Origin of the sequence: Rhizobium sp. CC1099 (assembly GCF_029714385.1) — a bacterium.
Taxonomy (GTDB): Bacteria; Pseudomonadota; Alphaproteobacteria; order Rhizobiales; family Rhizobiaceae; genus Rhizobium.
Genome location: NZ_CP121641.1, coordinates 810,168 through 833,756, shown reverse-complemented (window position 1 = coordinate 833,756; position 23,589 = coordinate 810,168). Strand labels below are relative to the sequence as shown.

The 23,589-nt window shown below is 60.0% G+C and carries 26 protein-coding genes and 1 pseudogene; 11 read left to right on the top strand and 16 right to left on the bottom strand.

Annotated elements, in window-relative coordinates:
- Positions 1 to 189: 189 nt before the first annotated feature.
- Both QA644_RS04155 and QA644_RS04150 read left to right on the top strand, forming a co-directional pair.
- The gene (locus QA644_RS04155; protein ID WP_074067083.1) at positions 190 to 777 is read left to right on the top strand and encodes a DUF1214 domain-containing protein; all 588 of its coding nucleotides are present in this window, start codon (positions 190 to 192) and stop codon (positions 775 to 777) included.
- On the top strand, positions 770 to 1,321 hold the full coding sequence (locus QA644_RS04150; RefSeq protein ID WP_283071210.1) for a DUF1254 domain-containing protein: 552 nt from the start codon (positions 770 to 772) through the stop codon (positions 1,319 to 1,321). The genes QA644_RS04155 and QA644_RS04150 overlap by 8 nt, the downstream gene beginning before the upstream one ends.
- Before the next feature lie 9 nt (positions 1,322 to 1,330).
- Here the strand turns inward: QA644_RS04150 and QA644_RS04145 are convergent, their stop codons facing one another.
- Positions 1,331 to 1,510: a hypothetical protein gene (locus QA644_RS04145; RefSeq protein WP_074067081.1), complete on the bottom strand. Its 180-nt coding sequence runs from the start codon at positions 1,508 to 1,510 to the stop codon at positions 1,331 to 1,333.
- A 521-nt stretch (positions 1,511 to 2,031) separates the two neighbouring features.
- Here QA644_RS04145 and QA644_RS04140 point away from each other — a divergent pair.
- The gene (locus tag QA644_RS04140) at positions 2,032 to 2,238 is read left to right on the top strand and encodes a hypothetical protein (RefSeq protein WP_283072446.1); all 207 of its coding nucleotides are present in this window, start codon (positions 2,032 to 2,034) and stop codon (positions 2,236 to 2,238) included.
- Between the two features lie 230 nt (positions 2,239 to 2,468).
- A complete protein-coding gene (locus QA644_RS04135; RefSeq protein WP_283071208.1) occupies positions 2,469 to 3,509 on the top strand; it encodes a DUF2336 domain-containing protein in 1,041 nt (346 codons plus the stop codon).
- 5 nt (positions 3,510 to 3,514) lie between these two features.
- Here the strand turns inward: QA644_RS04135 and QA644_RS04130 are convergent, their stop codons facing one another.
- The 3 genes from QA644_RS04130 to QA644_RS04120 all read right to left on the bottom strand — a co-directional run bounded on the left by QA644_RS04130 (position 3,515) and on the right by QA644_RS04120 (position 6,037).
- Positions 3,515 to 3,871 (bottom strand): DUF1491 family protein, encoded by a 357-nt coding sequence (locus QA644_RS04130; RefSeq protein WP_239594909.1) that lies wholly within the window; start codon positions 3,869 to 3,871, stop codon positions 3,515 to 3,517.
- Between the two features lie 37 nt (positions 3,872 to 3,908).
- Positions 3,909 to 5,345 (bottom strand): methyl-accepting chemotaxis protein, encoded by a 1,437-nt coding sequence (locus tag QA644_RS04125; protein WP_283071206.1) that lies wholly within the window; start codon positions 5,343 to 5,345, stop codon positions 3,909 to 3,911.
- Between the two features lie 119 nt (positions 5,346 to 5,464).
- Positions 5,465 to 6,037, bottom strand: a complete 573-nt coding sequence (locus tag QA644_RS04120; protein ID WP_194729264.1) for a TetR/AcrR family transcriptional regulator — start codon at positions 6,035 to 6,037, stop codon at positions 5,465 to 5,467.
- Between the two features lie 320 nt (positions 6,038 to 6,357).
- On the opposite strand from QA644_RS04120, the gene QA644_RS04115 reads away from it, so the two are divergent.
- Positions 6,358 to 6,939 carry a TetR/AcrR family transcriptional regulator gene (locus tag QA644_RS04115; RefSeq protein WP_194729263.1) on the top strand — a complete coding sequence of 194 codons (582 nt, stop codon included), beginning with the start codon at positions 6,358 to 6,360 and terminating at the stop codon, positions 6,937 to 6,939.
- Between the two features lie 84 nt (positions 6,940 to 7,023).
- Here the strand turns inward: QA644_RS04115 and QA644_RS04110 are convergent, their stop codons facing one another.
- From QA644_RS04110 to QA644_RS04100, 3 genes are all read right to left on the bottom strand, one after another.
- A complete protein-coding gene (locus QA644_RS04110; protein WP_039844342.1) occupies positions 7,024 to 8,121 on the bottom strand; it encodes a porin in 1,098 nt (365 codons plus the stop codon).
- Positions 8,122 to 8,497: 376 nt separating this feature from the next.
- Entirely contained in the window at positions 8,498 to 9,265 is a 768-nt protein-coding gene (locus QA644_RS04105; RefSeq protein WP_283071204.1) for a TetR/AcrR family transcriptional regulator C-terminal domain-containing protein, read from the bottom strand.
- Positions 9,266 to 9,682: 417 nt separating this feature from the next.
- Positions 9,683 to 10,321, bottom strand: a complete 639-nt coding sequence (locus QA644_RS04100; RefSeq protein WP_283071203.1) for a class I SAM-dependent methyltransferase — start codon at positions 10,319 to 10,321, stop codon at positions 9,683 to 9,685.
- A gap of 161 nt (positions 10,322 to 10,482) precedes the next feature.
- Here QA644_RS04100 and QA644_RS04095 point away from each other — a divergent pair, with 161 nt between their 5' ends.
- Positions 10,483 to 11,823 carry an Ig-like domain-containing protein gene (locus QA644_RS04095; RefSeq protein WP_283071201.1) on the top strand — a complete coding sequence of 447 codons (1,341 nt, stop codon included), beginning with the start codon at positions 10,483 to 10,485 and terminating at the stop codon, positions 11,821 to 11,823.
- Positions 11,824 to 12,066: 243 nt separating this feature from the next.
- Positions 12,067 to 13,029 carry a hypothetical protein gene (locus QA644_RS04090; protein ID WP_074067071.1) on the top strand — a complete coding sequence of 321 codons (963 nt, stop codon included), beginning with the start codon at positions 12,067 to 12,069 and terminating at the stop codon, positions 13,027 to 13,029.
- Positions 13,030 to 13,115: 86 nt separating this feature from the next.
- On the opposite strand, the gene QA644_RS04085 is transcribed toward QA644_RS04090, so the two are convergent.
- From QA644_RS04085 to QA644_RS04075, 3 genes are all read right to left on the bottom strand, one after another.
- Positions 13,116 to 13,352, bottom strand: a complete 237-nt coding sequence (locus QA644_RS04085) for a hypothetical protein (RefSeq protein ID WP_074070208.1) — start codon at positions 13,350 to 13,352, stop codon at positions 13,116 to 13,118.
- A gap of 327 nt (positions 13,353 to 13,679) precedes the next feature.
- The gene (locus QA644_RS04080) at positions 13,680 to 14,609 is read right to left on the bottom strand and encodes a peptidoglycan-binding protein (protein ID WP_283071199.1); all 930 of its coding nucleotides are present in this window, start codon (positions 14,607 to 14,609) and stop codon (positions 13,680 to 13,682) included.
- Positions 14,581 to 16,122, bottom strand: coding sequence for a HAMP domain-containing sensor histidine kinase (locus QA644_RS04075; RefSeq protein ID WP_283071198.1), 1,542 nt, complete (start codon positions 16,120 to 16,122; stop codon positions 14,581 to 14,583). Before QA644_RS04075 ends, QA644_RS04080 begins: the two co-directional genes overlap by 29 nt.
- A gap of 453 nt (positions 16,123 to 16,575) precedes the next feature.
- Here QA644_RS04075 and QA644_RS04070 point away from each other — a divergent pair, with 453 nt between their 5' ends.
- Positions 16,576 to 17,061, top strand: coding sequence for a DUF5330 domain-containing protein (locus tag QA644_RS04070; RefSeq protein ID WP_283071196.1), 486 nt, complete (start codon positions 16,576 to 16,578; stop codon positions 17,059 to 17,061).
- A 556-nt stretch (positions 17,062 to 17,617) separates the two neighbouring features.
- Entirely contained in the window at positions 17,618 to 18,040 is a 423-nt protein-coding gene (locus QA644_RS04065) for a SufE family protein (protein ID WP_283071194.1), read from the top strand.
- A gap of 8 nt (positions 18,041 to 18,048) precedes the next feature.
- Here the strand turns inward: QA644_RS04065 and QA644_RS04060 are convergent, their stop codons facing one another.
- From QA644_RS04060 to QA644_RS04045, 4 genes are all read right to left on the bottom strand, one after another.
- Positions 18,049 to 18,405 (bottom strand): hypothetical protein, encoded by a 357-nt coding sequence (locus tag QA644_RS04060; protein ID WP_239594926.1) that lies wholly within the window; start codon positions 18,403 to 18,405, stop codon positions 18,049 to 18,051.
- A gap of 3 nt (positions 18,406 to 18,408) precedes the next feature.
- Positions 18,409 to 18,645: a hypothetical protein gene (locus QA644_RS04055; protein ID WP_074067064.1), complete on the bottom strand. Its 237-nt coding sequence runs from the start codon at positions 18,643 to 18,645 to the stop codon at positions 18,409 to 18,411.
- A 2-nt stretch (positions 18,646 to 18,647) separates the two neighbouring features.
- The gene (locus QA644_RS04050) at positions 18,648 to 18,953 is read right to left on the bottom strand and encodes a hypothetical protein (protein ID WP_194729255.1); all 306 of its coding nucleotides are present in this window, start codon (positions 18,951 to 18,953) and stop codon (positions 18,648 to 18,650) included.
- Positions 18,954 to 19,326: 373 nt separating this feature from the next.
- Positions 19,327 to 19,785 (bottom strand): Rrf2 family transcriptional regulator, encoded by a 459-nt coding sequence (locus QA644_RS04045; protein WP_283071192.1) that lies wholly within the window; start codon positions 19,783 to 19,785, stop codon positions 19,327 to 19,329.
- 171 nt (positions 19,786 to 19,956) lie between these two features.
- Here QA644_RS04045 and QA644_RS04040 point away from each other — a divergent pair, with 171 nt between their 5' ends.
- Positions 19,957 to 20,850 (top strand): NAD(P)/FAD-dependent oxidoreductase, encoded by an 894-nt coding sequence (locus QA644_RS04040; protein WP_283071190.1) that lies wholly within the window; start codon positions 19,957 to 19,959, stop codon positions 20,848 to 20,850.
- Positions 20,851 to 20,947: 97 nt separating this feature from the next.
- Positions 20,948 to 21,601: an isochorismatase family cysteine hydrolase gene (locus QA644_RS04035; protein ID WP_283071189.1), complete on the top strand. Its 654-nt coding sequence runs from the start codon at positions 20,948 to 20,950 to the stop codon at positions 21,599 to 21,601.
- Here QA644_RS04035 and QA644_RS04030 read toward each other — a convergent pair.
- Positions 21,502 to 22,508: pseudogene (locus tag QA644_RS04030) on the bottom strand (ornithine cyclodeaminase family protein). The gene QA644_RS04035 and the pseudogene QA644_RS04030 sit on opposite strands and share 100 nt — an antisense overlap.
- A gap of 260 nt (positions 22,509 to 22,768) precedes the next feature.
- Positions 22,769 to 23,194, bottom strand: coding sequence for a MucR family transcriptional regulator (locus QA644_RS04025; protein ID WP_283071188.1), 426 nt, complete (start codon positions 23,192 to 23,194; stop codon positions 22,769 to 22,771).
- Between the last annotated feature and the right edge of the window lie 395 nt (positions 23,195 to 23,589).

Here is a 23,589-nt window from a genome sequence, read left to right as displayed (position 1 = left end):
TCTCGAAGTATTTCGCCCGGATGCGGATTGGCAGCAGATCGTCGCTCGTCTTTGGCATGGCAGCTTCTCCTTCCTCCACATATCACCCCAATCCTCCACTGCGTATTCGGCCGCGCCCGCGCCCGCGCCATTCCACCCCGCCGGAATCAATGCTAACCCTTTCACCTGATTTGTTTCCAAGGGCATGCAGTGTTTCGATTCCCGCTTTTTATCGCGATCACGCTGATTGTCGCTTTCGGCGGCGGAATCGTGGTTTCGCTCTATGCGCTGGACGCGACGCAAGGGTTTGGCGCAATCAAGCTCGGCGCCTGGGAAGCCTTTCCCGAATTGCAGACGGCCGATGCCGATCCTTATGCGAAGTCCCACCGCGCCCGAGCCGGCAAGCTGCTTTATGGCAGCGCCGAGGGGCTGACATTCACGGCGAGCGTCGACGACAGCGGCGAGCGGCTGAACGCGGCCTGCAGCTACCGCATCAGCGGCCAGACGCCGCCTGCCCGGCTGTGGACGCTGTTTACTTCGGACAACAGCGGCAATCCCGCCTCCATCCGTCCCGGGCTGCCGGCGGCGCTGAATTCCTGGACGATCCTGCGCCAGGCCGACAGCAGCTTCACGATCGACATTTCCGCCAATGCAAGACCGGGCAACTGGCTGGCGCTTCCCGCCGCCGGCACGTTCCGGCTGGTGCTGACGCTGTTCGACACGCCGACTGCCGGAAGTTCGGGCGTCATCGATCTCGCTATGCCGAGGCTTACGAAGATCGGATGCGGCAATGCTTAGGCTGATATTCTCAATCCTGACCGGCCTCTTCGGCGCCGCACTGCTGCATCTCGTCATCATTCTCGCGCTGCCGCACTACACCGGCAGGGACGCCCAGACGCGGGTGCTTGCTGAGGGCGATGCGAACCATTTCTATCTGCTCTCAGCACAAAACGACGACGCGGGGCTAGCAAACAGCGATCCTTTCCTGCGCACCGCCGTCTGCGCCTTCGATCTGGAAGACAACCCCGTCCGCTTCACGGCAAAAGGCAACGTGCCGTTCTGGTCGATCGCCGTCTATGACGGCGCCTCGAACGAAGTCTTCAGCATGAATGACAGAACGTCTGTGGGGGGAGCGCTGGATGTTCTCGTCGCAACGCCGATCCAGCTTATCGGTTTGCGCAAATCGCTGCCGGCGGAGCTGCAGCCGACCATTCTTGTCGAGATGAGCCACCCGCAAGGCTATGCAGTGCTCAGAACGCTTGCCCCGCAGGCAAGCTTCGATGAGGCAGCCAGAAGCTTCCTCGCGGGCGCCGGCTGTGAGGCCTATGCACCCGCCGACTGAGGCCTGGCCTCACTCGTTCTCCACGCGGTTCTCCACACGCGATGCGCGCTGCGCCGGGCGCTTCGGCATCTCCGGGAGGCGCTCGTAGCGTACGCCCGTAAACAGCAGAATCTGAGCCTTGACCGGCTCCTTTTCCTTGCGGCGTGGCACCTGTGGCCGCCGGTCCGCCAATGCGACTACTATGGCCATTCTCGTCTCCATGCACTGCCCGAGACGGATGAACGTGAGCGGATTTCACCCTGCCCGCCTGCACGGGCCAGCGCGTCCTGCGGCGCCGGATATTCCGGCCCGAGGGCATTCGCGCCTTTCTCACGGCACCTATTCGAAATACCGTGAAGCGGAATCTTGACGACCGAAGCATTCAATCGCGCCGTTCCTATCCGAATTGAGACACACGATAGTTAACAGTTTACTAATATTGCAGGTTCGCGGCGTCTGCACGACACCGGTTATTAAACGCGGTTACCAGCCGTTTGGTTTCAATCCGACGAGAGCAAAAACACGAATATAATTTAACAATGATTTCAATCACTTAAAATCACCACTCGGCCAAACCCCGGGAAAGGGCGACTGTTGCATATTTGCGCCACAGAAAATATTTAATTGCAGCCGCCTCATTTGCGCGTATCGTGTTTTTGCCAGTCGAGTTTTAGGGCAACGGCCGGTTGGGAGACCATGTATGCTCTTGCCGCAAGAACGGAGGGCAGATGATGTCTTTGATGTTGAACTCGTCATATTCTCCGGAAGACCTCGATGTGCTGAGATGCGCATTGGACGCATGGTGCGCGGAAAAGCGGATCGATATCAAAAGCGCCGAAGCGCGATTTGCCGCCTCTGCCGCGCTCGATCTTTACCAGGCAGGCCATACCGATAGCGAAAAGCTGCTGAAGGCCATGCGTTCGCACAAAGGTCTTTGAACTGCATCCCGCGGATGCGTCCGGGAGCGCCTTGCCGCTGCAAGGCGCTTTTTCATTGCGCCGGCGATCCTTCACGATGCACTTTTTGCGTGTATCATCGTCTCGTATTTGATTAAAATCTTCAGCAACCGTTAACCGTGCCGGTGTAGGATTTGTTCATCTTCGTATGGGTTGATATGCGTTCCGCCAGCGCATGAGGGCCCGAGTTCCGCGTTTCCCAGGGTGTTCGTGTGCGTGACCGGTTTCGAGACCTAGAGGGGCCCCTGGCCATCCGGAAAAAGGATGTGGTATTGATGGCGACAGTCAGCAGTTTCGAAGGATTGGCGCATCCCACCCGATCCGAGCTGCGCCAGTTCGCCGAACTGTTCATGCCGCTTTTTCAGGCCTCTTCCGACGAAGCTCGCCGCCAGGCGGTTGCCGCACTTTCCCAGTGCAAGACCATACCATCGGCCGTTGCCCTCTTCATCGGCAGCCAGCCGATCGCAATCGCCGCGCCGTTTCTGACGGCTTCGCAGGCGGTCGACGACGATACGTTGATCGTCATCGCCCGGTCGCAGGGAGCTGCCCACGCCCGGGCGATCGTCAGCCGCGACAGCCTTTCGCCGAAGGTCATCGATGCGCTTGTGGCGCTGCGTCAGGCCGAGCCGCGCCAGACTGCGCCGGCCGCCGTTGCCGAAGAGCCGGCAGAAGCGCATGCGCTCCCGCCGACCGCTGCCTCGATGGAGGCGGCCGATTTCGTCGCGCGCCTTGCCAGCGAAGAGGCGATGCGCGAAAGGATCAAGGGGCTGGCACGACATCTCGGACGCAATGACGGCAACCGCCTCGGCCTGCGCACGCTGTCCGACATGCAGGAGGCGCTGCTCGTCCGCTTTGCTCGCGCACGGGAGGCCGGGTCCTTCGCAACGGCGCTTGCCGACGCGCTTTCGGCCAGCCGCTGGCTTGCCGAGCGCATCATGCTGGATCTCTCCGGCCAGCAGCTCGCAACGACCCTGACCAGCCTCGGCATGGGCTTTCTCGACGCCGTTTTCGTGCTGGAGAGACTGTATCCGCATCTTTCCGAGCCGCAGCACAACGTGACTCGCGCCTGGATGGTGATGGATGGGCTCGATCCGGACGAATGCCATCAGCGGGTCGAAGCCTGGCGTCGCGCCGACAGCTATACCTACAAGCCGGAAGACCAGGTGCCGGCCGAGCAAGCCGCCGCTTCCGCCCCGCGCGCCATGCGCCAGGAACCGCCGGCACGCGATAGCCGCATCGTCGGCCGCCGGTAAGAACTTCAGAGGGGGGTCTGCCGCTCGTCGGCCAGCGGCACGATCTCCGCGACGTCGTCGGCTTCGAGCTCGACGATCCAGAGATCCGGATCGAACTTCCGCTCGCGGTCGAGCAGTTCGCGCACCTTCTCGGCTTCCGCTTTGTCAAGCCTGATTTCAAAAAGACGCATGCCGCTCTCCTCCTCACCGAAGACGCTTTGCGGCGCAGGCGCGTAGAGCGTTTCGAGCCCGTCGCGGAAATGCTGGCGGATGAAGATGGCACCTGCTTCCTCCGCGCCCTTCTTCTCAATAGCGGCGAAATCGCCCCTGGCGAAAACGCGGCGCAGGAGGGCGGAAACGAAGATGTCGGTGCGCAATCTCATGGGCGCGGTATAGACCGGCGGAGTGCGGGCGGCAACGCTAGACCTTTACCGCCAGCCTCAGCCCGCCCCAATGCCGCCCGCAGACGGTGATCGGCGCGGAGATGTCCTTCATCATCACGAAACTGCCGCCGCCCATGTCGCGGCGATAGGTCTGCACGAGGAAAGGTGCTGTGCTTTTTCCCGCGGCGAGGCCGACGCGGTCGTTGAAGATGCGCCGGTTGCGGCAGTTGGCGGTGTTCCACACCGTATCGCCCGGCCGCTGGGGTTCGGAGAATTTCCGGTTGTGCGTCGGCAGATAGCCGTTCTCGTCGACCGCCGCGCAAAAGGCGATGCGCTCGTCGCAGGCTGCGACGGGCTCCTGGATCGGCGGCAGCAGGCGGTCGGTGAGTTCCGTGAAAGCCGCCATGAGCTGCACCGGATCGGTTCCCGGGATCGGCCGGTACTGCCGGTTGAACAACGCCTCGAAGCCGATGCGGCCCTCGGCGACGGCATGTTCGAAGACGTCGGAAATTGCGGCGGCCACACCTTGCGCCTTGGCGATCCAGAGGCTGTCTGCCGTTTGCACACCGGCGCTCGCTGCCAACTGCACCAGTTTCTCGGAAAGGCCGACGACGCTGTCGACGCGCTTTGTGGCGTGCTGGAGCTTCACGTTGGAATGCAGCACTTCGGCCGACATCTCGCCGAGCTTGGCGACGAAACCGGCGCATTGCTGGTCGACAGCCTCGGTGGTCCTTGCCATGACCGTGGAGCCGTCGAGGATCTGGGTGATCACATGCTCCATCTTGGTGAATGCGCCGCGCATCGCCTCGGACTTGTCCTTGACGCCGGCAGCACTTTCGCGCGCACCGCTGCCTGCCGCCGAGAGACGGTCGATCCTGATGCGCAGCTCGTCCAGCGTATCCTGGATGGAGCCAGTCGCCTTGGAGGTCTGTAGCGACAGCGCGCGGATTTCCGAGGCGACGACGGCAAAGCCCTTGCCCGCTTCGCCGGCGCGTGCCGCTTCGATTGCGGCGTTGAGCGCCAAAAGGTTCGTCTGCCGCGCGATGGTGCTGATCTCTGCGGCAACCTTGTCGACATCGGCAAGCGATTTGGAGAAGGTATTGATCTCGGCGCTGATCTCCTCAGAGGACTCCACCATATGGCCGATCTCTTCGACCGAGCCCGACAGGCGGCCGGCCGATTCCTTCAGCATGTGCCGGGCCTCCGCTGCTGTCCGGTCCGTCTCGTTGAGCGACACGGCAACTGCCCGGTTCGTCTCGGCGATCGAAAGTGCTGTCCGCGTCACATCGTCGAATGCCGTCGCATGGCGCGCCGACATCGCCGCCATGTCCTGGATGGCGCCGGCGATATCGACGAGATCGATGCCGAGCGTGGACGCCTCTTCCGCGAGCCTGGAAAGGACATGCCGCAACGCCTCCGCGCTGTGCCCATCCGGCTCGTCGGCAACCTCCTCCACCGTCTTCAGCGCATACATGACCTCGGCTCCCCCAAGCAAATTAGGAAAGCTTCAGGTAATATGGTTAATAAGTTGCAAACGAACGCGGCGGCTTAGACTTAGGTTGTAGGGCGCATACCCGAATCGGTGCAAGTATCCTAGTTCTTGCGCTGCGCATCCGGCTTTCTGGTGGTTGCCAAAAGCTCAGACCTCAGCGTCTCTGGATCGGTGATCTTGATCTTATAAAGATGGGCGAGCCAGATGCCGTCGGCAGCCAGGCGCGCGATCTTCAAGTGCGTATCGCCATCCGTCTCATTGTGGCGCTGCGCCCGTTCCTCGACCCAGCTTGCCATGAGTTCGCGCAGATACGGATCCGTCAGCGCCGAAATCGTCAGCGGCGCCCACTGGCCGCCCTTGGCGCAGAGATTGTTTTGGAAGACCGAGTTGATGTAGGCGCGCGTGAACGCGCCATACGGCTCGGGGTCCTTGGCCATACGGGCATCGATATCGTCATCGATCGCTTCAAGAAGTTCCCCGAAGACGGCGTCGATCAGGTCCTTCTTGCTCGGAAAATGATGGATGAAGCCGCCCTTGGTCACGCCCGCTGCGTCCGATACGGCCTGAACGGTCACGGAGGCAAGCCCTTCCCGCACGGCAAGTTTTGCCGCTTCATCTATCAGGGTCCGCTTGACCAGCTCCGGCTGTTTCCTGCGCCTGTACGAACTTTCCATCGTCTATCTCTTGCCCCCGGCACGCAATCAAGCACGTAATCAGAACGTGCCGCGCGATGGCAATGTGTGTCGCACAAAATAACATCTGTATTGCTTCGGGCAAATTCTTTTGAGAAGCTTGAGATCGTAACGCAACGGTGACAATGCGTGAGCTGGGCGTGAGGGCCGCGCGTCGGATGAGCGGGTCCAGACGGCCTGTACCGGCCAGGCCGGTTCATGTATCAGTCGAAGCCGGGGTGGAAAAAAATTATAAGCGATGAGGGATCGTGAGTTCAAAAACTGGGGAAAATGTAAAGAGGCCGCGCGGGCGTCCTAAAAGCGTGGACACCGATCAGCGACGGGATGAGATAATCGGCGTGGGATGCGATGTCTTCATCGAATACGGATACATCAATACGACGGTTGATGTGATAGCGGCCAGATGCGGCATTTCCAAACGAACCTTCTACGAGTTCTTCAACGGAAAAGCTGACCTTCTGCGGGATATACTGAAATCTCGAAGCGATTCCATTTTCTTCGTACCGGAAATTGATGACCAGCTTCCGCTGGAGGAACAGCTCGCCAGAATCTTCTTTATCGATGAAGACGGTGCGGCAGACGCGCCCGGCATGAATGACTACTTCATGATAGAGGTCGGCTGGGAAGCGGCGGAACACGTCGCGGAATTGCGGGACGATTTCAGCCTCGCGCGTGCAAAGCTCGCCGAGTGGCTCAGGCAGATGAAGCAGAAGGGCCGTATAACGGTTGCTGACGCAGACGCTGCAGCCACCATGCTGATCGGCATCGTCTTCGGAAGCTTGAGCATCGGCCGGGCGGAAATGGATTTGGAAAAACGCGCGAAGCGGACTCGAGCCTACCTTCGTTCGAGCCTTAATATTTTCGCAAAGGGGCTGACCGCCTGAATTGAAGAAGAGCCCGGCTGGGATACCGGGCTCTTCCCTCGAAACTGATCAGAGGTCAATTCAGATCAGTTTTATCGCGTTCGATTAGAAGTCGCGCTGCAGGCGGAAGAAGCCTTCGACCCAGTCCTGATCCGCCGCGTTGTCGTGATCGTCCGAAACATAGGTTGCAGTGAGCTTTGTGGAAAGGTTCTCTACAACCTTGTAATCGAGCGTAACGCCAGCACGCAGCTCGCTACCGCTGTCCCAGCTGCCACTCGCGTCGGCATCGATGTTGTCGATGTACTGAACAGCAGGGGTGACCGTGAACTTGTCGGTTGCCTTGAGCGCGTACTGAGCAGCCACGGACCATTCGCCGGCGTCGTAGTAGCCGTTGAAGCCCTGATCGCCCAGACCGGTGGAATAGATACCGGCAACCGAAAGCGTGCCCGGGCCAACGTCAACGCCGACCTTTGCGAGCACGGCGCCTTCCTGGGCGTCGGTGTCGTAAGCGCCGATAATCGCATAGGTGAAGCCGCCGACCTTGCCGCCGATGGAACCGTCGATACCGAGGTTGTTAGCATTTCCGCCCTCTGTCTGAACCAGTTCTTCGAGAGCGATACCGGCATAGAAGTCGCCAGCGTCGTACTGATAGCGGATGGAGTTCTGCTTCGTCGAACCATCGAGGGTCGTCATGACGTCGGTTTCGCCCGAGAAGTCATCATCCCACCAGTTGGCGAACTTACCAACACGGAAGCCGGCGAGATCGATGTAAGCCTCGTCGATGCCAGTGCTGTCCTGAGAACTGCCGAACGTAGAAGATGCTCCAGCCGAACGAGCGTCGCTGTCAACTTCGTTCGGACGGAAATTGGATTCAAGAATGATCGCACTCGTCAGAACGCCGTATTCCGTATCGCTCTTTGCGATGACGTTGATGTGCGCACGCGTGCGGGCATCCCAGTCCTCAGAGCCGTTGTTCTTGAATGCGTCGCCAGCACCGAAGCCAACGTCGAAACGGACGTAGCCGCCGATCTGGAGGCAGGTTTCGGTGCCCGGGATGTAGAAGTAGCCGGTGCCGTAAGCGTCGCAGACGCGGACGTACTCAACCGGTTCCGGTTCGGCAGCGACGATGGCGTCGGCGGCCTGAGCACCGGAAACTACTGCGAGGGCAGCAGCGGAGCCGAGAAGAAGGCTCTTAATGTTCATTTTTGTCTCCGTTCCAGAGGCCAACCCCAAGGTTGGCTCTTGCTAGCGCGATGGATGCGGTCCCCTGAAATTTCAGTCCGCCAGGAGTTGCCGGGGCGATTTGCTCCGGCAACGCAACCTTTAGAACAGGCGATGCGCCAGCCCGTCAATTATTTAATAAACGTGTTCGTACCAAAAATAGTTTCGAACCAGCGGACGTTGTATTTTTGCCACAATCAGACCTGCCAGAGCGACCGATTCGCGGTCAAGATTGTGCTGCCCGGCCAAGCTAAAGAGGCCGCTGAGAGAGATTCCAACAAAAGAAAGCCGAGCTCCATCGCCACGCAAAAATGGGGTGGTGAACAGCAGTCGGCAGTGCCATATCCGGCTCTTCCGGTCAGGCGGCCTCTTTGCAGCGGCAACCTCTCACGAAGAGGTGGATGCACCCTTTGAGATAGCCAATAAGGCTCGATCTGTCCGGCAAGCCGCCACCTGCGGTCATGCAGGATGCCATTCCTCCAAACATCATCGAGATCAGCATCGTTGCCGCGTGGTCCGGGTCTTCGATGTCAAGCACGCGCTTTGCATCCTGGAACGACAGCCAGTCAGCGAGCTGCGTTATTGCTCTTTGGCCGTTATAGTCGTGCGCCTCTCGCTGCAATCTCGGACCGGTGGGATAGAGCGCGCTGATGCATGCCATGATCTTACGTTCGGCTTCGACCGGATCGGCTTGATCAAGATGGAAGATCACCATCAGCACATCTTCAGGAACCCGCGTTTCATCCAGCGGACGAGGAAGCTGCAGGAGTCCGCGCGGAGGTGCCACGCGCGAAGTGCTCCACTGAAGAGCAAAGCCCGTGATGTATTTTCGTGCTCGTGAATTCAATGATCGGGTGATAGAGGCGAACCGGGAAATGTCGGAGTAGACAACCTCGAAAGTGAGGTCCTTCGACCCTCGAAGGAGCCGAAAAGTCTGATCGCCCCCTAAGTGAAATTCAGCCACGCTCGATTTGGCTATTGCCGGATAGAGCGACGAGAAATGGTCGAAAAGAACCTTGTAAAGCCGCGGGTTGTCCGCGCTGCTCAGGGAGGCGATTGATTTATACATGGCGCGATCAGAAATATGTGTTTCGGATAGAGCGCTGCCGGAATCTTCAAACAACATTCTGGCTATCCCGGCAGGCAAAAATCTTTGAGCTGGCCGGCCATGGGCCGTCGGCCAACAGTATCAGGCAGGAAAAAGATACCATACGGCTGGTATCTTTCAAGCGAAGTTGACCACGGTCTCAAAACGTACCTCTTCGCCAACCAGCGGCCGATGACAATCAAAATTACATTTCGATATTGCCCTAACGAATTTCAAGGCCCTGCAGGCACATTGCCTTCGCAATTTTCCGCGGTGCGAAAGCCGGTCCGCCACGGTCAAATCACCCCAATTTCCTTCAGGTTTCGAGGCTCCGTCACGTTGGCTTCACACGCACGAAAGAACGGGACGCGACAACTCGCCGCAATTGGCGCGCACCAATAATCTGATCGATGGGGCGGCGATGGAGGAGCCGGCGTGCCGGGCGTTTCGGATCGTTCAAGCAAACGACTCCTTGCCAGCGACCTTCTCGAACGTGCTGAACTGGAATTGCTGCACCGATCCCCATGGGGTCGTGTGCTCATGCCGGCGCGTTGCGGCAAGCTTGAACCCGCTGCCGAGAACATCCTGCAGGCTTTGCGCATCGTAGCGGGCGACCGGCAGGCCGCTGCATTTTTCCGGTCCGTCGGGCGCAAAGGTACCGATCACGGCTTTGCCGCCATTCTTGAGAGCCTGCCCCAGCACCCGAACATAGGCCTTTTGGTCGGCCGCCTCCGTCAGGAAGTGAAAGGCGGCGCGATCGTGCCAGAGATCATACTGGCGGCCGGGCGTCCAGGCGGTCATATCCGATACGATCCACTGCACACGCGTCGCATCTGTCAGTCGCGACTTTGCCGTCTCGATGGCTGCGGCAGACAGATCGAGGACGCTGATATGGGCCTGGCCGGATGCCACAAGAGCATCGACCAGCCGCGAGGTCCCGCCGCCGATGTCGATCACCGACATGTCCGGCGTCAGCCCGGCCTGACGCAGCAGAACCATCGAGAGTTCCGGCGTATCCTCGTACCAACTGACTTCGCTCTCCGCCTTGGTCTTGTAGACAGTCTGCCAATGGGCTTGCCGGTCACTTGTGGACATACCCACTCCTTTTTGAGGAAGAAAGTTTACCAGATTTCGAGCGAGCATGCCGAAGGAAGACTCAACCCCATCGCCAAGCTTGATCGGCCCGCATCCCAGCCTATCTTGCCTCTCCGTGAAGATGTCCGCAGTGCCGTTTCCCTGCAACGAAGGAAAATACGATGCCCACTTTGAGCAATGGCAGTGAGCTTGCCGTATGGGAAGACATCAACAACGAGAGCCCCGATGCAATCCTTTTCAGCATAACGGAAACGGACGGCGACGTCCTCGGACCGGGGGCCGCGCATACAGATTATCCGTACGGCTGGGTCGATCTTGCCTCGGTCGACGTGTTCGACGGTTTCTTTACCGTCACCACCTTCACCAATGACGGCAGGACCGAGATCTTCACGACGGTGGAAACTTTCGTCTTCGACAACGAAGGCCGCTATATCCGCACGCTCTCCGACCAGGCGGCCTATCTTTCGACTGAGATTATCTCCGTCACTGCCGAAAGCCCCGACGACATGGTGGTGACATGGCAGGGCGCCAACGAATATTTCGGCGGCGAAAACACCCAGTACGGCCCGCATCAGATCATCCTGGAAGGCGGCGCGCTGCAGCCCGACACCTTCGTCAACCATGCGCCCACCGCCGTCGACATGAGCTTCACGCTTTCTCCTGGCCAATCGCTCGACGACATCAAGTTCAGCGCGTCGGATGCCGATTTCGACCTGTTGAGCTTCGTCATCTTGGACGGGCCGGACCATGGCACGCTGCAGCAGGAGACGCGATATGAAGCAGGCTACTATCCGTTTCATCAGGGCCAATATGTGGGCAGCCTGCACTATCACCAAGACTACCTGAACGGTAACCTCTTCGACTATTCTCCGGCGGCCGGCTTCACCGGCACCGACAGTTTCACGGTTTACGCCACCGACGGCCAGGGCAACAGCAATCTGGCGTTGATCACCATCATGATCGTGCCGCCGGCCGAAGAGATCACGCTCACCGATGCGAAAGACGTCACCACCTATGAGGCGTACGATCACCCGGTTCTCGTCGCCGCGATGGGCGGCAATGACCGGATCACCGGCAGCCGGTTCGACGATACCGTTGATGGCGGCGCTGGCAAGGACCGCCTACGCGGCGGCGGCGGCGACGACACTCTCAACGGCGGAACCGGCCGCGACACACTCTCCGGCGGAGCGGGCGGCGACATCTTCGTCTTCGACACCGAGCCCGGCCGGGCGAATTGCGACAAAATCCTCGACTTCAGCTCCGCTGACGACGTCTTCCGGCTGGACAGCTCCGTGTTCGCCGGCGTTGTGGCGGGCGCGCTCGACCCTGGGGCCTTCGCGAAGGGCACAGCCGCGCTGGATAAGGACGACCACATCATCTACGACACATGCTCTGGCCGCCTGCTCTTCGATTCCGACGGGAGCGGCGATGCGGCCGCGGTGGCGTTTGCGGCCGTGAGCCACGGCACATCGCTTGCCGCCGACGACTTCCATTTCTTCTAGGCGCCGCCCCAACCGGCTTTAGAACCGGCGCGCCGCCCGTTTGTTGCCACATACATACGGGCGCAGCCTCGTTGCCCGGCGGGACTCAGTGTCCGAAATTCTTTAATTTATTCAATTGGTTATTAACCATATAGCAGGCTGCAATCCCCATGTTGCATTGCATCATGATCCAAAACCACCTACCGTAGGCCCGGCGCCACGGGGAAAACGCCATGGGAAACCATGTTCGAATAAGGATGTCAGATGCTTGATGCGCCAAAATCTAAGCCGAAAGACCTCGAAGCCATTGCCCGCACAGGCGGGCCCCTTCGCCGCATGGCAGCGCGCGTACCAACCTATTTAACCGATCTCAAGGAAAATCCCGCCTGGCTGCCGATGTTCCTGCTGGCGCGCACGATGCCTTTCCGTCGCGCCCATTGGCTGACCGCCAGACCCATTCCGTCTTCGGCAACAGCACCGTCAATGTTTGGCGCGATCAAGGCGGAGAAAGCCGCTGCGGAATTGCGAAGAAATGGCATCTTCACCGGCCTCACTTTGCCGCCAGCCATCCATGAGGAAATCGCCCGTTTTGCACGTGAGACGCCGTGTTTCGGCAATTTCGAGCGCAAGGTCGAGTTTCTCGCCGGAGAGCATGCCGAAGCCGAACGCCGCTTCGAGCGCACGATATTGAGCGGCCATCATTTCGAGCGGGTTCTGCAATGCAAGGCAGCGGTCGCCGTGCAGCAAGACCCGCTGCTCCTCAATATCGCGCGGCATTATCTCGGCGGCGAGGCGAAACTGATCACCACGCGGACATGGTGGAGTTTCCCCACGACGTCTGCCTCGGAAGCCGATCTGAGCCGCGCCTCGTTCAAGTTCCACTTCGATCTCGACGACTGGCGGATGCTGAAATTCTTCTTCTATCTGTCCGACGTCGATGCGGATGCCGGTCCGCATGTCTATGTTCAAGGCAGCCACAACCGCCGCCGGATGAAGCACCAGTTGACACTGCTTGTCGGACATTCGGCCGAGGACGTGCTGGGCTTCTACGGCAAGGAGAGCGCAGTCACGCTGACAGGAAAGGCGGGCACCGGCTTTGTCGAAGATCCCTTCGGCTTCCATATGGGAACGCTCGCCAAACATACGCCGCGCCTGATGATGGAAGTCGGATTTGGCGTATCGAAGCCGTCAAAGCGCCGGTATCACGGCGAGCCGGTGATCAGATAGCCGTCCCCCGGATTTTCGAAGCCGGCCCGGCTGGACCGGCTTCGGTGATTGGATGTGCTCTTGGCAGAGCGGCCCGCCGTTGCGGTTCAGGCCTCCGGGCAACCGTCCCGCAATTTACGCCATGTCGTGACGTTCAACTCCATCTCGCAGCGTGCGAGATACGACGCCCCGCCCACCCTGATGCAGGCAGTCTGGCCAAGCTCGTACTTCGTGCCATCCCGATTGCGGCAGGTGCAGCGCGAATCCGGGTGCGCCGCAGCGACGCTCGCTGCGGCCACGGCCAACGATAGCGTTGCAATCCATTTGGCGTGCCGGCGTTCCATCGACTGAGCATAGCGCAAATGTTCGCAGTTGGCACGAAGCAAGGTGGCTTCCTACCGCGCCGATCACTTGCCGCAAGATTTCCTCCCGGCTCAGCCTTGCCGTTCAAGCTCTCCCAGCGAAGGGAGGCGCTGGCAGAGCTCCGCGATTGCCCGGCATCGGTCAGCGTATTGCGCCACGCTCCTGACAACGCCGGATCGCCTCGTCGAGCCGCACGCGGAACGACGTCGTGAAACGGTGCTGAAAGCGCCTCAAACGGCGCCAGGAACCAGAGTCGTCGGAGTGAAGATGCACATTGGACGAGCTTTGATGCCAGCTCTCACGCAGCCTCAAATCGCACCGATTTCCTTCAACTTCTTCAGTACCGCCTCGTTGGGCTCGCCGGTTTCCGGCAGGTTGTAGTGCTTTTGGAAGCGGCGGATGGCGGTGCGGGTTTGTTCGCCGGCGACACCGTCGACGCCGACATTGGCGTAGGCCATGTTGGAAAGGCCCTTCTGGATTTTCAGTACCAGATCGGCATTGGTGAGCTCGGATGATGGGACCTGCTTCGGGCCGGCGGGCGCGGTCTTGATCTGCTTTTCGGCGCTGCGGATGGCGGCGGCGACCGGATCCTCGGCCGAGGCTTTCGAGGTCACATCCTCGCGCGGCTTCTCGGCGGGAACGGCCGAGGGGCCGATGGAATCGGTCCTGAGGGCGGCAAGCACATCCGGCGTCGCATCGCCACTCGGCGGCATGTCGACGGTTTCCTCGAAGAAGAGGATCGCGGCGCTGGTGCGCGGGCCGATGATACCGTCGGCCGTGCCGTTATAGAGGCCGCGGCGGATGAGCTCCTTCTGGATGTCCATGACCAGCTGACTGGGCTCTTGGCCGGGTGCTGCAGCCGGCGGCGTCGCATTGGTGGTCGAGGCAGCGCCCTCCTCGCCCGGACGTTCGATCTTGAAGGTCGTGACGTCGCCTGGGTGCGGCTCTTCCACGGTCGGACGGCCGATCGAGAAGGGCGCTAGCACATCGCGGGTGCGAAAGAAGGGATGCGGATGCGTACCCGGCTGATACCAGAGCGCATTGGCGGCGACGAAGCTGAAGATGACGACAAAGGCGGTGGTCCCGCCCGCGACCGACGGATTGCGCGCAATGACGCCGCCGAGCGCGGATGCGCCCGTCATGCCCACGCCGCCGAGGGCGGCAGCCCCTGTGAGAAGCAGGCTCGGCTGCTGCCGGCCTCTCCTTCCCTTAGGCGATTTTCGCTTGCGCGCGGCCATCGAAAAGCCCCTCTTCCAGTCCAGCGACATTCGTCGCCGCAATTTTCAGGCGCGGCGGGAAATCGACCGCCCCGTCCTTTTCCGCATGCGCGGCACCGGCGCCGGAACCATCCGCCGCGATCGAAATGGTGATGATCGTGCCTTCGCCGGGAACGCTGGCAATCGCGAAGTGACCGCCATGCAGTGCCACGAGGCCCTTCACCAGCGACAGGCCGAGGCCCGTGCCCTCGTAATGACGTGTATAATCGTTCTGCACCTGCATGAAGGGCTGGCCGAGCGATTCGAGCCTGTCGGCGGGAATGCCGATGCCGGTGTCGCTGACGCTGATCTGCAGGATGCCGTCCCGCACCGCCGCATCGACGGTGACGGCGCCGCCGGCATCGGTGAACTTCACGGCGTTGCCGACGAGATTGATGAGGATCTGCTGGATGGCGCGCTGGTCGGCGACAACCTCGTCGAGACCGCGCTGGATGCGGCTCGTCAGCGTCACACCCTTGCCCTTGGCCTGCAGCGCAAGCATCGCCTCGCAGGAGCGGACCGAGGCGCCGATATCGAACGGTTCGAGCAGCAGCTCATAGCGGCCGGCCTCGATCTTGCTCATGTCGAGCATGGTGTTGACAACGGAAAGCAGGTGCGCGCCGGACTCGCGTACCAGGGTCACGTATTCGCGCTGGCGCTCATTGTCGAACTTGCCGAAATATTCGCCGAGCAGGATATCAGAGAAGCCGAGGATGGCGTTCAGCGGCGTGCGCAGCTCATGGCTGACGGCGGCGAGGAAGCGCGACTTGGCATCGTTGGCGGATTCGGCATCGGCCGCCCGGCTTTGGGCTTCCATGCGCAGCTGCTGTTCGACCGAGACGTCGCGGAGCTGGGCGACGACGGCCAGGAGCTCGCCGTCCTCATCGCGCCGCGCCGTCATGTCCATTCTGAGATGCGCGAACTGGCGAAGATCAAGGGAAACGCAGGGGCGGTCGAGGCGAAGGTCGACGCTGGCGCACTCCTCGCCCTGGCGCAGCCGGTCGAGCGCCTGCAGGACGAAGATGCGGTCGGAGACATGCACCTGCTCGATGAAGCCCCTTCCCTTCGGATCGCGCATCCAGGCGAGGAACTCGCGGCGGTCACGGCCACCGGCGGTGGTGACGTTGCCTTGCGGATCGAGGAAGAGAACGAGGCCGGCACTGTTTTCCAGGAAGAAGTCTTCCGCGGGCGCCGCGGCGACGGCCGACACAGCAGCGCTCTGGCGGGCAAGCGCGATGCTGCCCACGGCTGAAAAGAGGAAGGCAGCGCAGACGGTCGCGACACCTGCAGGCAGTGCCACGGCGGGGCTGGTGACGAAGGAGAGGCCGAAAGGCGCAGCGATCAAGGCCGCGGAAGAGAGGAAGACAAGGCGGCGCAGGATCGCAAGCTCGCGCTCGGCAACAGCTTCGCCGCTTCCCGTGCGGGAAAGCCAGCCTGCCGCTGCCCGGTCCACGAGGGCTGCCGCCCGTTCGCCAATGTCACTCAATACGCGCACGCAATACCCGCCGAAAAGGCTCTTTACACAGTGCGGACAATAGGCCCCGGCGGCTTAAGGAAAGGATAAGGCAAAGCGGCCCTCCACAGCCCAAAAGCTGTAAAAATCCCATTTTGAGCCATCCGTAGGGCCCTTTGGTTTTTGTGGTTAATAGGGGGTAAGCGATGGATTTCGCTCGCATTTCGGCATTGTGTTAACCTTTGCGGCACGCTGCCCTTAGGGAATCCCTGCAATTCCAGGCAGCCCACTGCGCTATGCTTAACCCCGATGGCTACAATTTGACTGAAATGCGCTCAGAATGCCTTTATTTAAAATTCGAATTAAATTTGCCGCAAATGCCGTCGAGTTTCGAAAAGTGGCATTCGCATTTCCCCGCTAGGGTGAAAGCACACCGGAAAACCGGGCCTGATTCGGCGAGAAGACCGGACGGGAAAAACAGGATGGGCAACGACAATGTGGCTTCTGATCAAAGGATCGTTCTGGTTCGGCCTTGTGCTGGTCCTCTTGCCGCTCTTCAGCTCGGAGAGCTCGACGCGGCTTGCCAACGACCCGCAAATCCAATTCTTCGACGCCTTCACCGCCGCAAGCGGCGCCTATGAATATCTCACCGGCATGTGCAACGAGAAGCCGGAGGTCTGCGCCAAGGGCGCGGAAACGCTCACCGCCCTCGGCTACCGGGCCCGCGAAGGCGCCCGCGTCGCTTATGAGCTGCTGGACAGCCAGTTCTCGGACGAGACGGCACCGGCTCTTGCGGAGGCGAACCCGGCCGCACCGCTTACCGATTCTCCCGTCGCAGCCGATGCTCCTTCCGCAAAAGAGCACAGGGCTGCCGCACTGAACCAGCCGATGCCCTACCGCCCGCCGGTGGAGGACGAATCGGTTTCCGACAAGGTCGTAACCGGCGCCATTCCCTTGCCGACACCGAAGCCGGTCCTTTAAGAATTCCGCGGAGTTCTCCGCCCCAAGCTTGCACCGGCGATCCGCATGATACGGAGATGCCCGTGCCTGACGTGCCTGCCCTGTTTGATTTCAGCATTGTGCTGCGCCGTGAGGGTGCCATCCCTCACGGCGTTTTTTCTATGCGTTCGAGGGATAGGCGGGCTGGCGACGAAGGCCGCCTTTGATCTTGAGGCGAGGAACAGGGCGCAAGGAAAGAGGATCAGGATGCCGTTGGCGTCGTCATTCTCGGCATGGCCGCCAGCGGCATGGGCATGATATCGTGAGCGGCGCGGCCCCCCGCAATGCTGCCGAACTTCGCCGACTATCCTTCGCGCCTGCCTCACGGCCTTGGCGCCCGCCTGCTTGTCGCGCTGCTGGTGTGCCATGGCGAAGCTGCCCTCTATCACCAGTTCATTCGCAGCGATGGGCTGCTGCGGCAGATGCGGTGCGGCGGCCGACCCCATGGCGTTTGCCGCCTGGCAGACGTTTTTCTTTTTAATGGTTCAAAAGCGGCGTCAGTTCACCTATATCATTCACAATAGTGAAAGGCCCACTTATGGCATCTCTCGACGAGATCATCGACGACTTCTCCTTCCTTGACGACTGGGAGGACCGCTACCGCTATGTCATCGAACTGGGCAAGGGACTGCGGGACCTGCCGGACGACAAGAAGACGTCCGCGAACAAGGTGATGGGCTGCGCCAGCCAGGTCTGGCTGGTGACGCATCCCGAGGGGGATCCTGAAAATCCGGTGCTGATCTTCGAGGGCGATTCCGACGCGCATATCGTGCGTGGCCTCGTCGCTATCGTGCTTGCCACCTATTCCGGCAAGAGGGCCTCGGAGATCGCGGGCCTCGATGCTTTCGATATCTTCTCGAAGATCGGCCTTGTCGAGAACCTGTCGTCGCAGCGCTCCAACGGGCTGAGGTCCATGGTGAACCGGATCCGGGAAGAAGCGCGGGTGAGGGTCGCGGCTTAAGCGCGCCGTCATTCGTTTGGCAATACGCTCGTCTCGCGTGGAAACAGCCTGATCAAGTGCGTCCGCTCCATCTGCAGCCGTGAACGGCCGGACATGATATTCTCTTCGAGACATAACGTGATGTCGCTCGCCAGAGCCTCAGGGATCTCGATGCCTCCGGCCTTGAGGAGCCGATGCTCCATCGCCGAAAGGGAGCCAACGGCCCCATTGCAGCCGTCTGCGGAAAGTTCCGCCAGTCGTGTTCGGCGCTCGGCGGCATCGGCGGTTTGAATGCGCTCCCGCTCCTGATAGGCAGCGATCTGTCCCCACGCCAGATAAAGAGCCGCGGATGTGCAAAAGAACGCGATGAGAAGGCCGCTCCGCATGCGTCAGGCCTCCCGAACGGCGTTGCAGTTGGCCGCAATCGGCATCTCGTGGGTGCAGGCTGCGACACGCATGACGTAGCGCTCGGCGGCGTCAGCGAGGGCCAATGCAACCTCGCTCTGCAGCCACCCCGCGTTTGCGGCTTCAATCGCAATCTGCGTCGCCAGATGGTCGAAGACGCAGGCGCACTCGTTCGCGCGCCGGGCATCGTCGACGTCGAAGGTGGGTGGCCTTATGTTCATGTTCAGTGGACGATCGCGGAAAGCGAGGACGGAAGGCCCTGAATGGCAAAACGGTGAAACGGCGGAACGGTAGGAGGCATGGCGACGACACGCTTTGCCTTGCCGAAGTGGCGGTCGAGTTCACTTGCAAGCTCGGCGGGCGAGGTCGTGCCTGCCTGGAACAACTGGATGAGCAGCAGTGCTGCAGCATTAAAAGTCCGAGGCTGATCGAAACGAATGTCGCCGGTATAGCCTGCATCGCTCAGCACCTGCTGCAGTATGCCAAGGTCCTCGCTGTTCAGGTATTTCATGGTGACTTCGGAAGACATGCAGTCCTCCTTTCGGTCGGGGCTAGGGCATGACCGCCCTCAGACAGCAGCGCCCGTGAAAATGGCTGCTGGAGGCTGGACAGTGCGCTTTCAGGGAATACAAAGCAAACGATATCTTTCGCATTCCCTTATATATCGTCAGGCGGTTGGCGGCGTCGGAACGGACCGCTGCGCGATGCCCTCAGTCGCTTCAGACAATTGACCACGGATGTACTTGCACTGGTGTGAAAAGCGATGACGAGGAAGGTCCGTGCGATTTCGCCCGGCCTTGTTTATTGCCTGCATTCTTCGGCGCGAGTGTCCCGACTGCCTTTCGAGCGGCCTTAAGCGCGAAAACATGTTTGGTCCAGAAAATAGCCTCGAAGGGGCAATTCTAGGAATGCTCCATTGCTAAAGAGCAGTGCGCAGGCCTTGCCCATCGCTTGGAGGATTCTTCGGCAAGCGCGGCCAATGTGACCTTGCCAAATTTCGCCAGCAAAATGGCTTCCGCCTCATGCATCGCCCCGGCAAGCGAGGCATTGACGGCCTGTTCGATGACGCAGTTCGGATTGTCGCCCGCCAGTCCGATCGAGAAGAGTTGCGGCGCGCCCAAGGCATTGTGGATGTCGAGCAGGGTGATCTCCCGCAAGGGACGCGCCAGGATCCAGCCGCCGCCGTGCCCCTTCTCGGACCGGACATACCCCTGATCCCGCAGGCCGGCCATGGTTCGGCGCACGACAACGGCATTGGTGCCCAGCATCGCTGCAATGGTTTCGGATGTGGCGACGCCTTCGTAGCGATCCATGTGAACAAGCACATGCAGCATGCGGGATAAGCGGGTGTCGTGTCTCATGGCCTGGTTCAGCTCGTTTGCGGATCACAGACGTAACAGATACATGATCATGCAACAATATTAGTTGCATGATCATTGACAAGCTATTTCACGTAACTTAACAAGTTTCATGACTTAACGTTCGGCTGTCCCGCCGGGCGATGAACCGGAACGAACGTAAGAGGATTATTTATGAGTTTCGACGTCATCATCATCGGCGGCAGCTTTGCAGGCATTTCAGCGGCGCTGCCGCTCGCCCGTGCCCGACGGAAGATCCTGGTGATCGATGCCGGTGAGCGCCGCAATCGCTTTGCCGCTGTCTCGCACGGTTTTCTAGGGCAGGACGGCCGTGAACCCGGCCTGATCGTATCCGAGGCCCGCCAACAGCTCGAACGCTATCCGACTGTCCACTGGCTGAATGCTAAGGCACAAGCCGCAGAGAGGACCAGCAATGGATTTGCCATCGAAATCGATGGCAAGCCTATGAAGGAAGGCAGGCGTCTGATCCTGGCAGCAGGGGTTGCCGATCGACTGCCCGCCATTCCAGGCCTGCAGGAACGCTGGGGAAAATCTGTCTTCCATTGCCCCTATTGCCATGGTTACGAACTGAATCAGGGGCGGATCGGCGTCATCGCATCCGGGGAGCATTCCATGCATCATGCCTTCATGCTTCCTGACTGGGGCGAGACGACTTTTTTCACCAACGGTATCGTCGTCCCGAATGCCGATCAGGCAGCGCAATTGCGTGCGCGCGCAGTCAAGGTCGAGACGACACCAGTGCGCGAGATCGCAGGAGACCGTGCGGATGTTTGTCTGGACGATGGCAGGATTGTCGCAATGGACGGTTTGTTCACCCTGACGCGGACTTCAGTGCAAATTCCTTGGGCTGAGCAACTGGGCTGCGTGCTCGAAGAGGGGCCGCTCGGCCAGTTCATCAGGACGGATGCCGTAAAGCAGACGACCGCGAAGGGCATCTTCGCCTGCGGCGATCTAGCAAGGGCCGCAGGCTCCGTGGCTCTCGCCGTTGGTGATGGGGCGCTGGCCGGAACGGCAGCGCATCAGTCGCTGATGTTCGGGAGTGATTGACGGCATTTTCATGTCCGCGGCATGAACGAGAAACGTTCCAAACCGGCATGCCGCGTGGCGTCACAACACTGCAACTGTTGTGACGTTTAATCGCTTAATGACCAAACGCGCCCTTGTTATCATCGACCTCATCAATGACTACCTCGACCATTGGAGCGCAGATAAAGCTGCTCGGCTGATCGGTGAAACCAACAAGCTGGCTGTGGCCTTTAGACAGGCCGCGTTGCCCATCATATGGGTGCGGCCGGAATTTCGGCCTGACCTTAGCGACGCCTTTCTCGAGATGCGGGACAAGAACCTGAAGATCGCGATCGAGGGAACTTCAGGCGCCCATCTTCATGCTGGCCTCAATTGGGAGCCAAGCGACACGACCATCGTAAAGAAGCGCTATAGTGCGTTTTACCGGACCGAACTTGAAGACATTCTATCGGCGATGGGCGTGGGCGAGCTGGTATTGTGCGGCATCAACACGCACGCTTGTATTCGCATGACCGCTATCGACGCTTACCAACGCGACCTTCGCGTGGTGCTGGCGGAGGAATGCATCGATTCCTATGATGCCGAGCATGGAAGGGTCTCGCTTGTCTACATGAATGGAAAGATTGCCAAGGTGGCTACTGTTCCCGAGATAATCCAGGCTCTCCGCCCACTTCATGCCGCAGGAGCCTTGCCGCCGGAAGCCGCAAGCAGCTTCGATGCCACCAGGACTTCGGTGCCTGCGAGGCCCGCCGAGCAAAACAACGTCGTTTGATCGTGCGCCTGGCGAACAGGCAGCCTGCCGCTGACGATCGCTGCCAAATCCACCAGGCGCACGGCATCGGGTCCCTTTCGTCGGGGTTGCATCTGCTTCGCCCGCCGCCGTCGTCGTCCCCTCTCGGGTCCTCCTCTGACCCATGCAGGAAGAATGGAGCCTTATAGGCGTCTGTCTGCTCCAGAGAGTCGGTCGCGATAACATGGGCGGCCGCGGCGATATCCAAGCCCAACTCATGCTCATCCACGGTCTTCGGACCGATGGTGTTGATGTGAACTCCGGGCTTCAGCCAAGCTGCCTCCATCACCGGTGTTCGGCTGGTCGTTGCACAAATGACGATATCGGCCTCGCTTACAGCGCGCCGTGGCGAATCCACAGGCTCCACGGGGATGCCTAAGCGCTGCTCCATCTCCGCTGAAAATGTGCGGCGGTTCTGTTCGTGGCGGCTATAGACGCGGACATGATCCAGCCTGCGGACAAGTGCCGCGGCCTCCAACTGTGTCCGCGCCTGTTGCCCGCTTCCAATGACGCCTACCGTCCTGACGCCAGGCGATGACATATGACGAATGGCGATGCCGCCAATCGCGCCGGTTCGGATATTTCCCAACCGGCTGCCGACGACAAGGCCTTGAAGCTCTGCCGTTTCAGTCGACCAGACCGCGACGACCTGTTCGTGGCGCAGCCCTTTGAATGTTTCATAAACCCTGAAGCCCGCAATGGAATCCTCGCCGATCGTGCCGCCGATGGTGAAGACAAGGTCGCCTTTGCCGCCAAAGGACACGCTATGCCTGGGCGGCGAAATCAATACCCCTGCTGATCGCGCCGCCATTGCTTCCTCGATCGCCTCGATGGCGATCTGCATAGCCGTGCTTCGGTCTAGGTCACTGTCGCTTAAAATGATGGCCACCGGCGCCTCCTTGGCTGACAGACTGCATCAAGTTCGCATCTCAACTTAGATTGAGGTCAACAGGGATTTACCGGTTCCGGCAATAATGCAGGCGCCAAATTTGATCCGGACGACCGGAAAAGCACCAGGTGCAATTCCTTTTTGTTTCAATTCGCCTTTTTCGCCACGGGCTGAATATACTGGGATTATTTTCCTCCATGTCCGCACAAAGAAAAAGCCGGGCTTGGGGCCCGGCTTTCGCGCTTAAGAGCGTGCGAGGCTCAGCCGCGTTTGCGGCGCTGGCCGAGGCCCATTTCCTTGGCGAGGCGCGAGCGCGCCTCGGCATAGGCGGGAGCGACCATCGGATAATCGGCGGGAAGATCCCACTTCTCGCGGTACTCTTCCGGCGAGAGACTGTGATGGGTCATCAGATGGCGCTTGAGAGATTTGAAGTTGCCGCCGCATTCCAGGCAGGTGATCTGATCATCCTGTACTGACTTGCGTACCGAAACGGCGGGCTTCTGCTTTTCGATGGTGGCTGCGGCGGGTTGCGGTGCAGACGTGTTGCTCAGTGCGGAATGCACGTCGGAAATCAAATTGGCCAGGTCACTGACCGGGACCACATGATTGCTGACATAAGCCGCTACGATATCGGCCGTCAGTTCTACCAGCAATTCCGGCCCGTTGCCGGTCGCGGTATCCGTCATATTCTGTTTCTCCTGTTCGCATGCGTGGATGACCCTCTTTCGGAGGATCGCCTTCGTAGAGGCAAACAGTAAAAGGCCAGACAGCGGCATCATGTCCTAAAACGCGAATCCACCCCTAGATTCTTGAGACCGAAACCTGTTCTAATACTGCCCGAATACGAATCACAATCGCCGCACTCTTCGACCACAGCCTTCATTAGACATTCGAAATCAAAGCTAGAGATGGAATAGGCGAAACGATTCTAATTCGAAATCAGAACTCTACTTACACTTCAATTATCACTGTTTTACCGAAAGTCCAATTCTTATTTGCAGTTTTTCTACTTAAAAAGTTCAAAACACTAAGATTTTGCAAGCAAGGCTGCGGCTTTAGTTCACAATCGCGTGCATAACTT

Coding starts and splice junctions, on each gene's coding strand:
- QA644_RS04035 (WP_283071189.1), top strand. CDS start 20,948: ATGACCAAACGCGCCCTTGTTATCATCGACCTCATCAATGACTACCTC.
- QA644_RS04050 (WP_194729255.1), bottom strand. CDS start 18,953: ATGTCTTCCGAAGTCACCATGAAATACCTGAACAGCGAGGACCTTGGC.
- QA644_RS04130 (WP_239594909.1), bottom strand. CDS start 3,871: ATGAGATTGCGCACCGACATCTTCGTTTCCGCCCTCCTGCGCCGCGTT.
- QA644_RS04070 (WP_283071196.1), top strand. CDS start 16,576: ATGTGGCTTCTGATCAAAGGATCGTTCTGGTTCGGCCTTGTGCTGGTC.
- QA644_RS04100 (WP_283071203.1), bottom strand. CDS start 10,321: ATGTCCACAAGTGACCGGCAAGCCCATTGGCAGACTGTCTACAAGACC.
- QA644_RS04110 (WP_039844342.1), bottom strand. CDS start 8,121: ATGAACATTAAGAGCCTTCTTCTCGGCTCCGCTGCTGCCCTCGCAGTA.
- QA644_RS04085 (WP_074070208.1), bottom strand. CDS start 13,352: ATGGAACGCCGGCACGCCAAATGGATTGCAACGCTATCGTTGGCCGTG.
- QA644_RS04125 (WP_283071206.1), bottom strand. CDS start 5,345: ATGTATGCGCTGAAGACGGTGGAGGAGGTTGCCGACGAGCCGGATGGG.
- QA644_RS04145 (WP_074067081.1), bottom strand. CDS start 1,510: ATGGCCATAGTAGTCGCATTGGCGGACCGGCGGCCACAGGTGCCACGC.
- QA644_RS04140 (WP_283072446.1), top strand. CDS start 2,032: ATGTCTTTGATGTTGAACTCGTCATATTCTCCGGAAGACCTCGATGTG.
- QA644_RS04105 (WP_283071204.1), bottom strand. CDS start 9,265: ATGTTGTTTGAAGATTCCGGCAGCGCTCTATCCGAAACACATATTTCT.
- QA644_RS04090 (WP_074067071.1), top strand. CDS start 12,067: ATGCTTGATGCGCCAAAATCTAAGCCGAAAGACCTCGAAGCCATTGCC.
- QA644_RS04065 (WP_283071194.1), top strand. CDS start 17,618: ATGGCATCTCTCGACGAGATCATCGACGACTTCTCCTTCCTTGACGAC.
- QA644_RS04120 (WP_194729264.1), bottom strand. CDS start 6,037: ATGGAAAGTTCGTACAGGCGCAGGAAACAGCCGGAGCTGGTCAAGCGG.
- QA644_RS04055 (WP_074067064.1), bottom strand. CDS start 18,645: ATGAACATAAGGCCACCCACCTTCGACGTCGACGATGCCCGGCGCGCG.
- QA644_RS04040 (WP_283071190.1), top strand. CDS start 19,957: ATGAGTTTCGACGTCATCATCATCGGCGGCAGCTTTGCAGGCATTTCA.
- QA644_RS04095 (WP_283071201.1), top strand. CDS start 10,483: ATGCCCACTTTGAGCAATGGCAGTGAGCTTGCCGTATGGGAAGACATC.
- QA644_RS04045 (WP_283071192.1), bottom strand. CDS start 19,785: ATGAGACACGACACCCGCTTATCCCGCATGCTGCATGTGCTTGTTCAC.
- QA644_RS04025 (WP_283071188.1), bottom strand. CDS start 23,194: ATGACGGATACCGCGACCGGCAACGGGCCGGAATTGCTGGTAGAACTG.
- QA644_RS04060 (WP_239594926.1), bottom strand. CDS start 18,405: ATGCGGAGCGGCCTTCTCATCGCGTTCTTTTGCACATCCGCGGCTCTT.
- QA644_RS04080 (WP_283071199.1), bottom strand. CDS start 14,609: ATGGCCGCGCGCAAGCGAAAATCGCCTAAGGGAAGGAGAGGCCGGCAG.
- QA644_RS04150 (WP_283071210.1), top strand. CDS start 770: ATGCTTAGGCTGATATTCTCAATCCTGACCGGCCTCTTCGGCGCCGCA.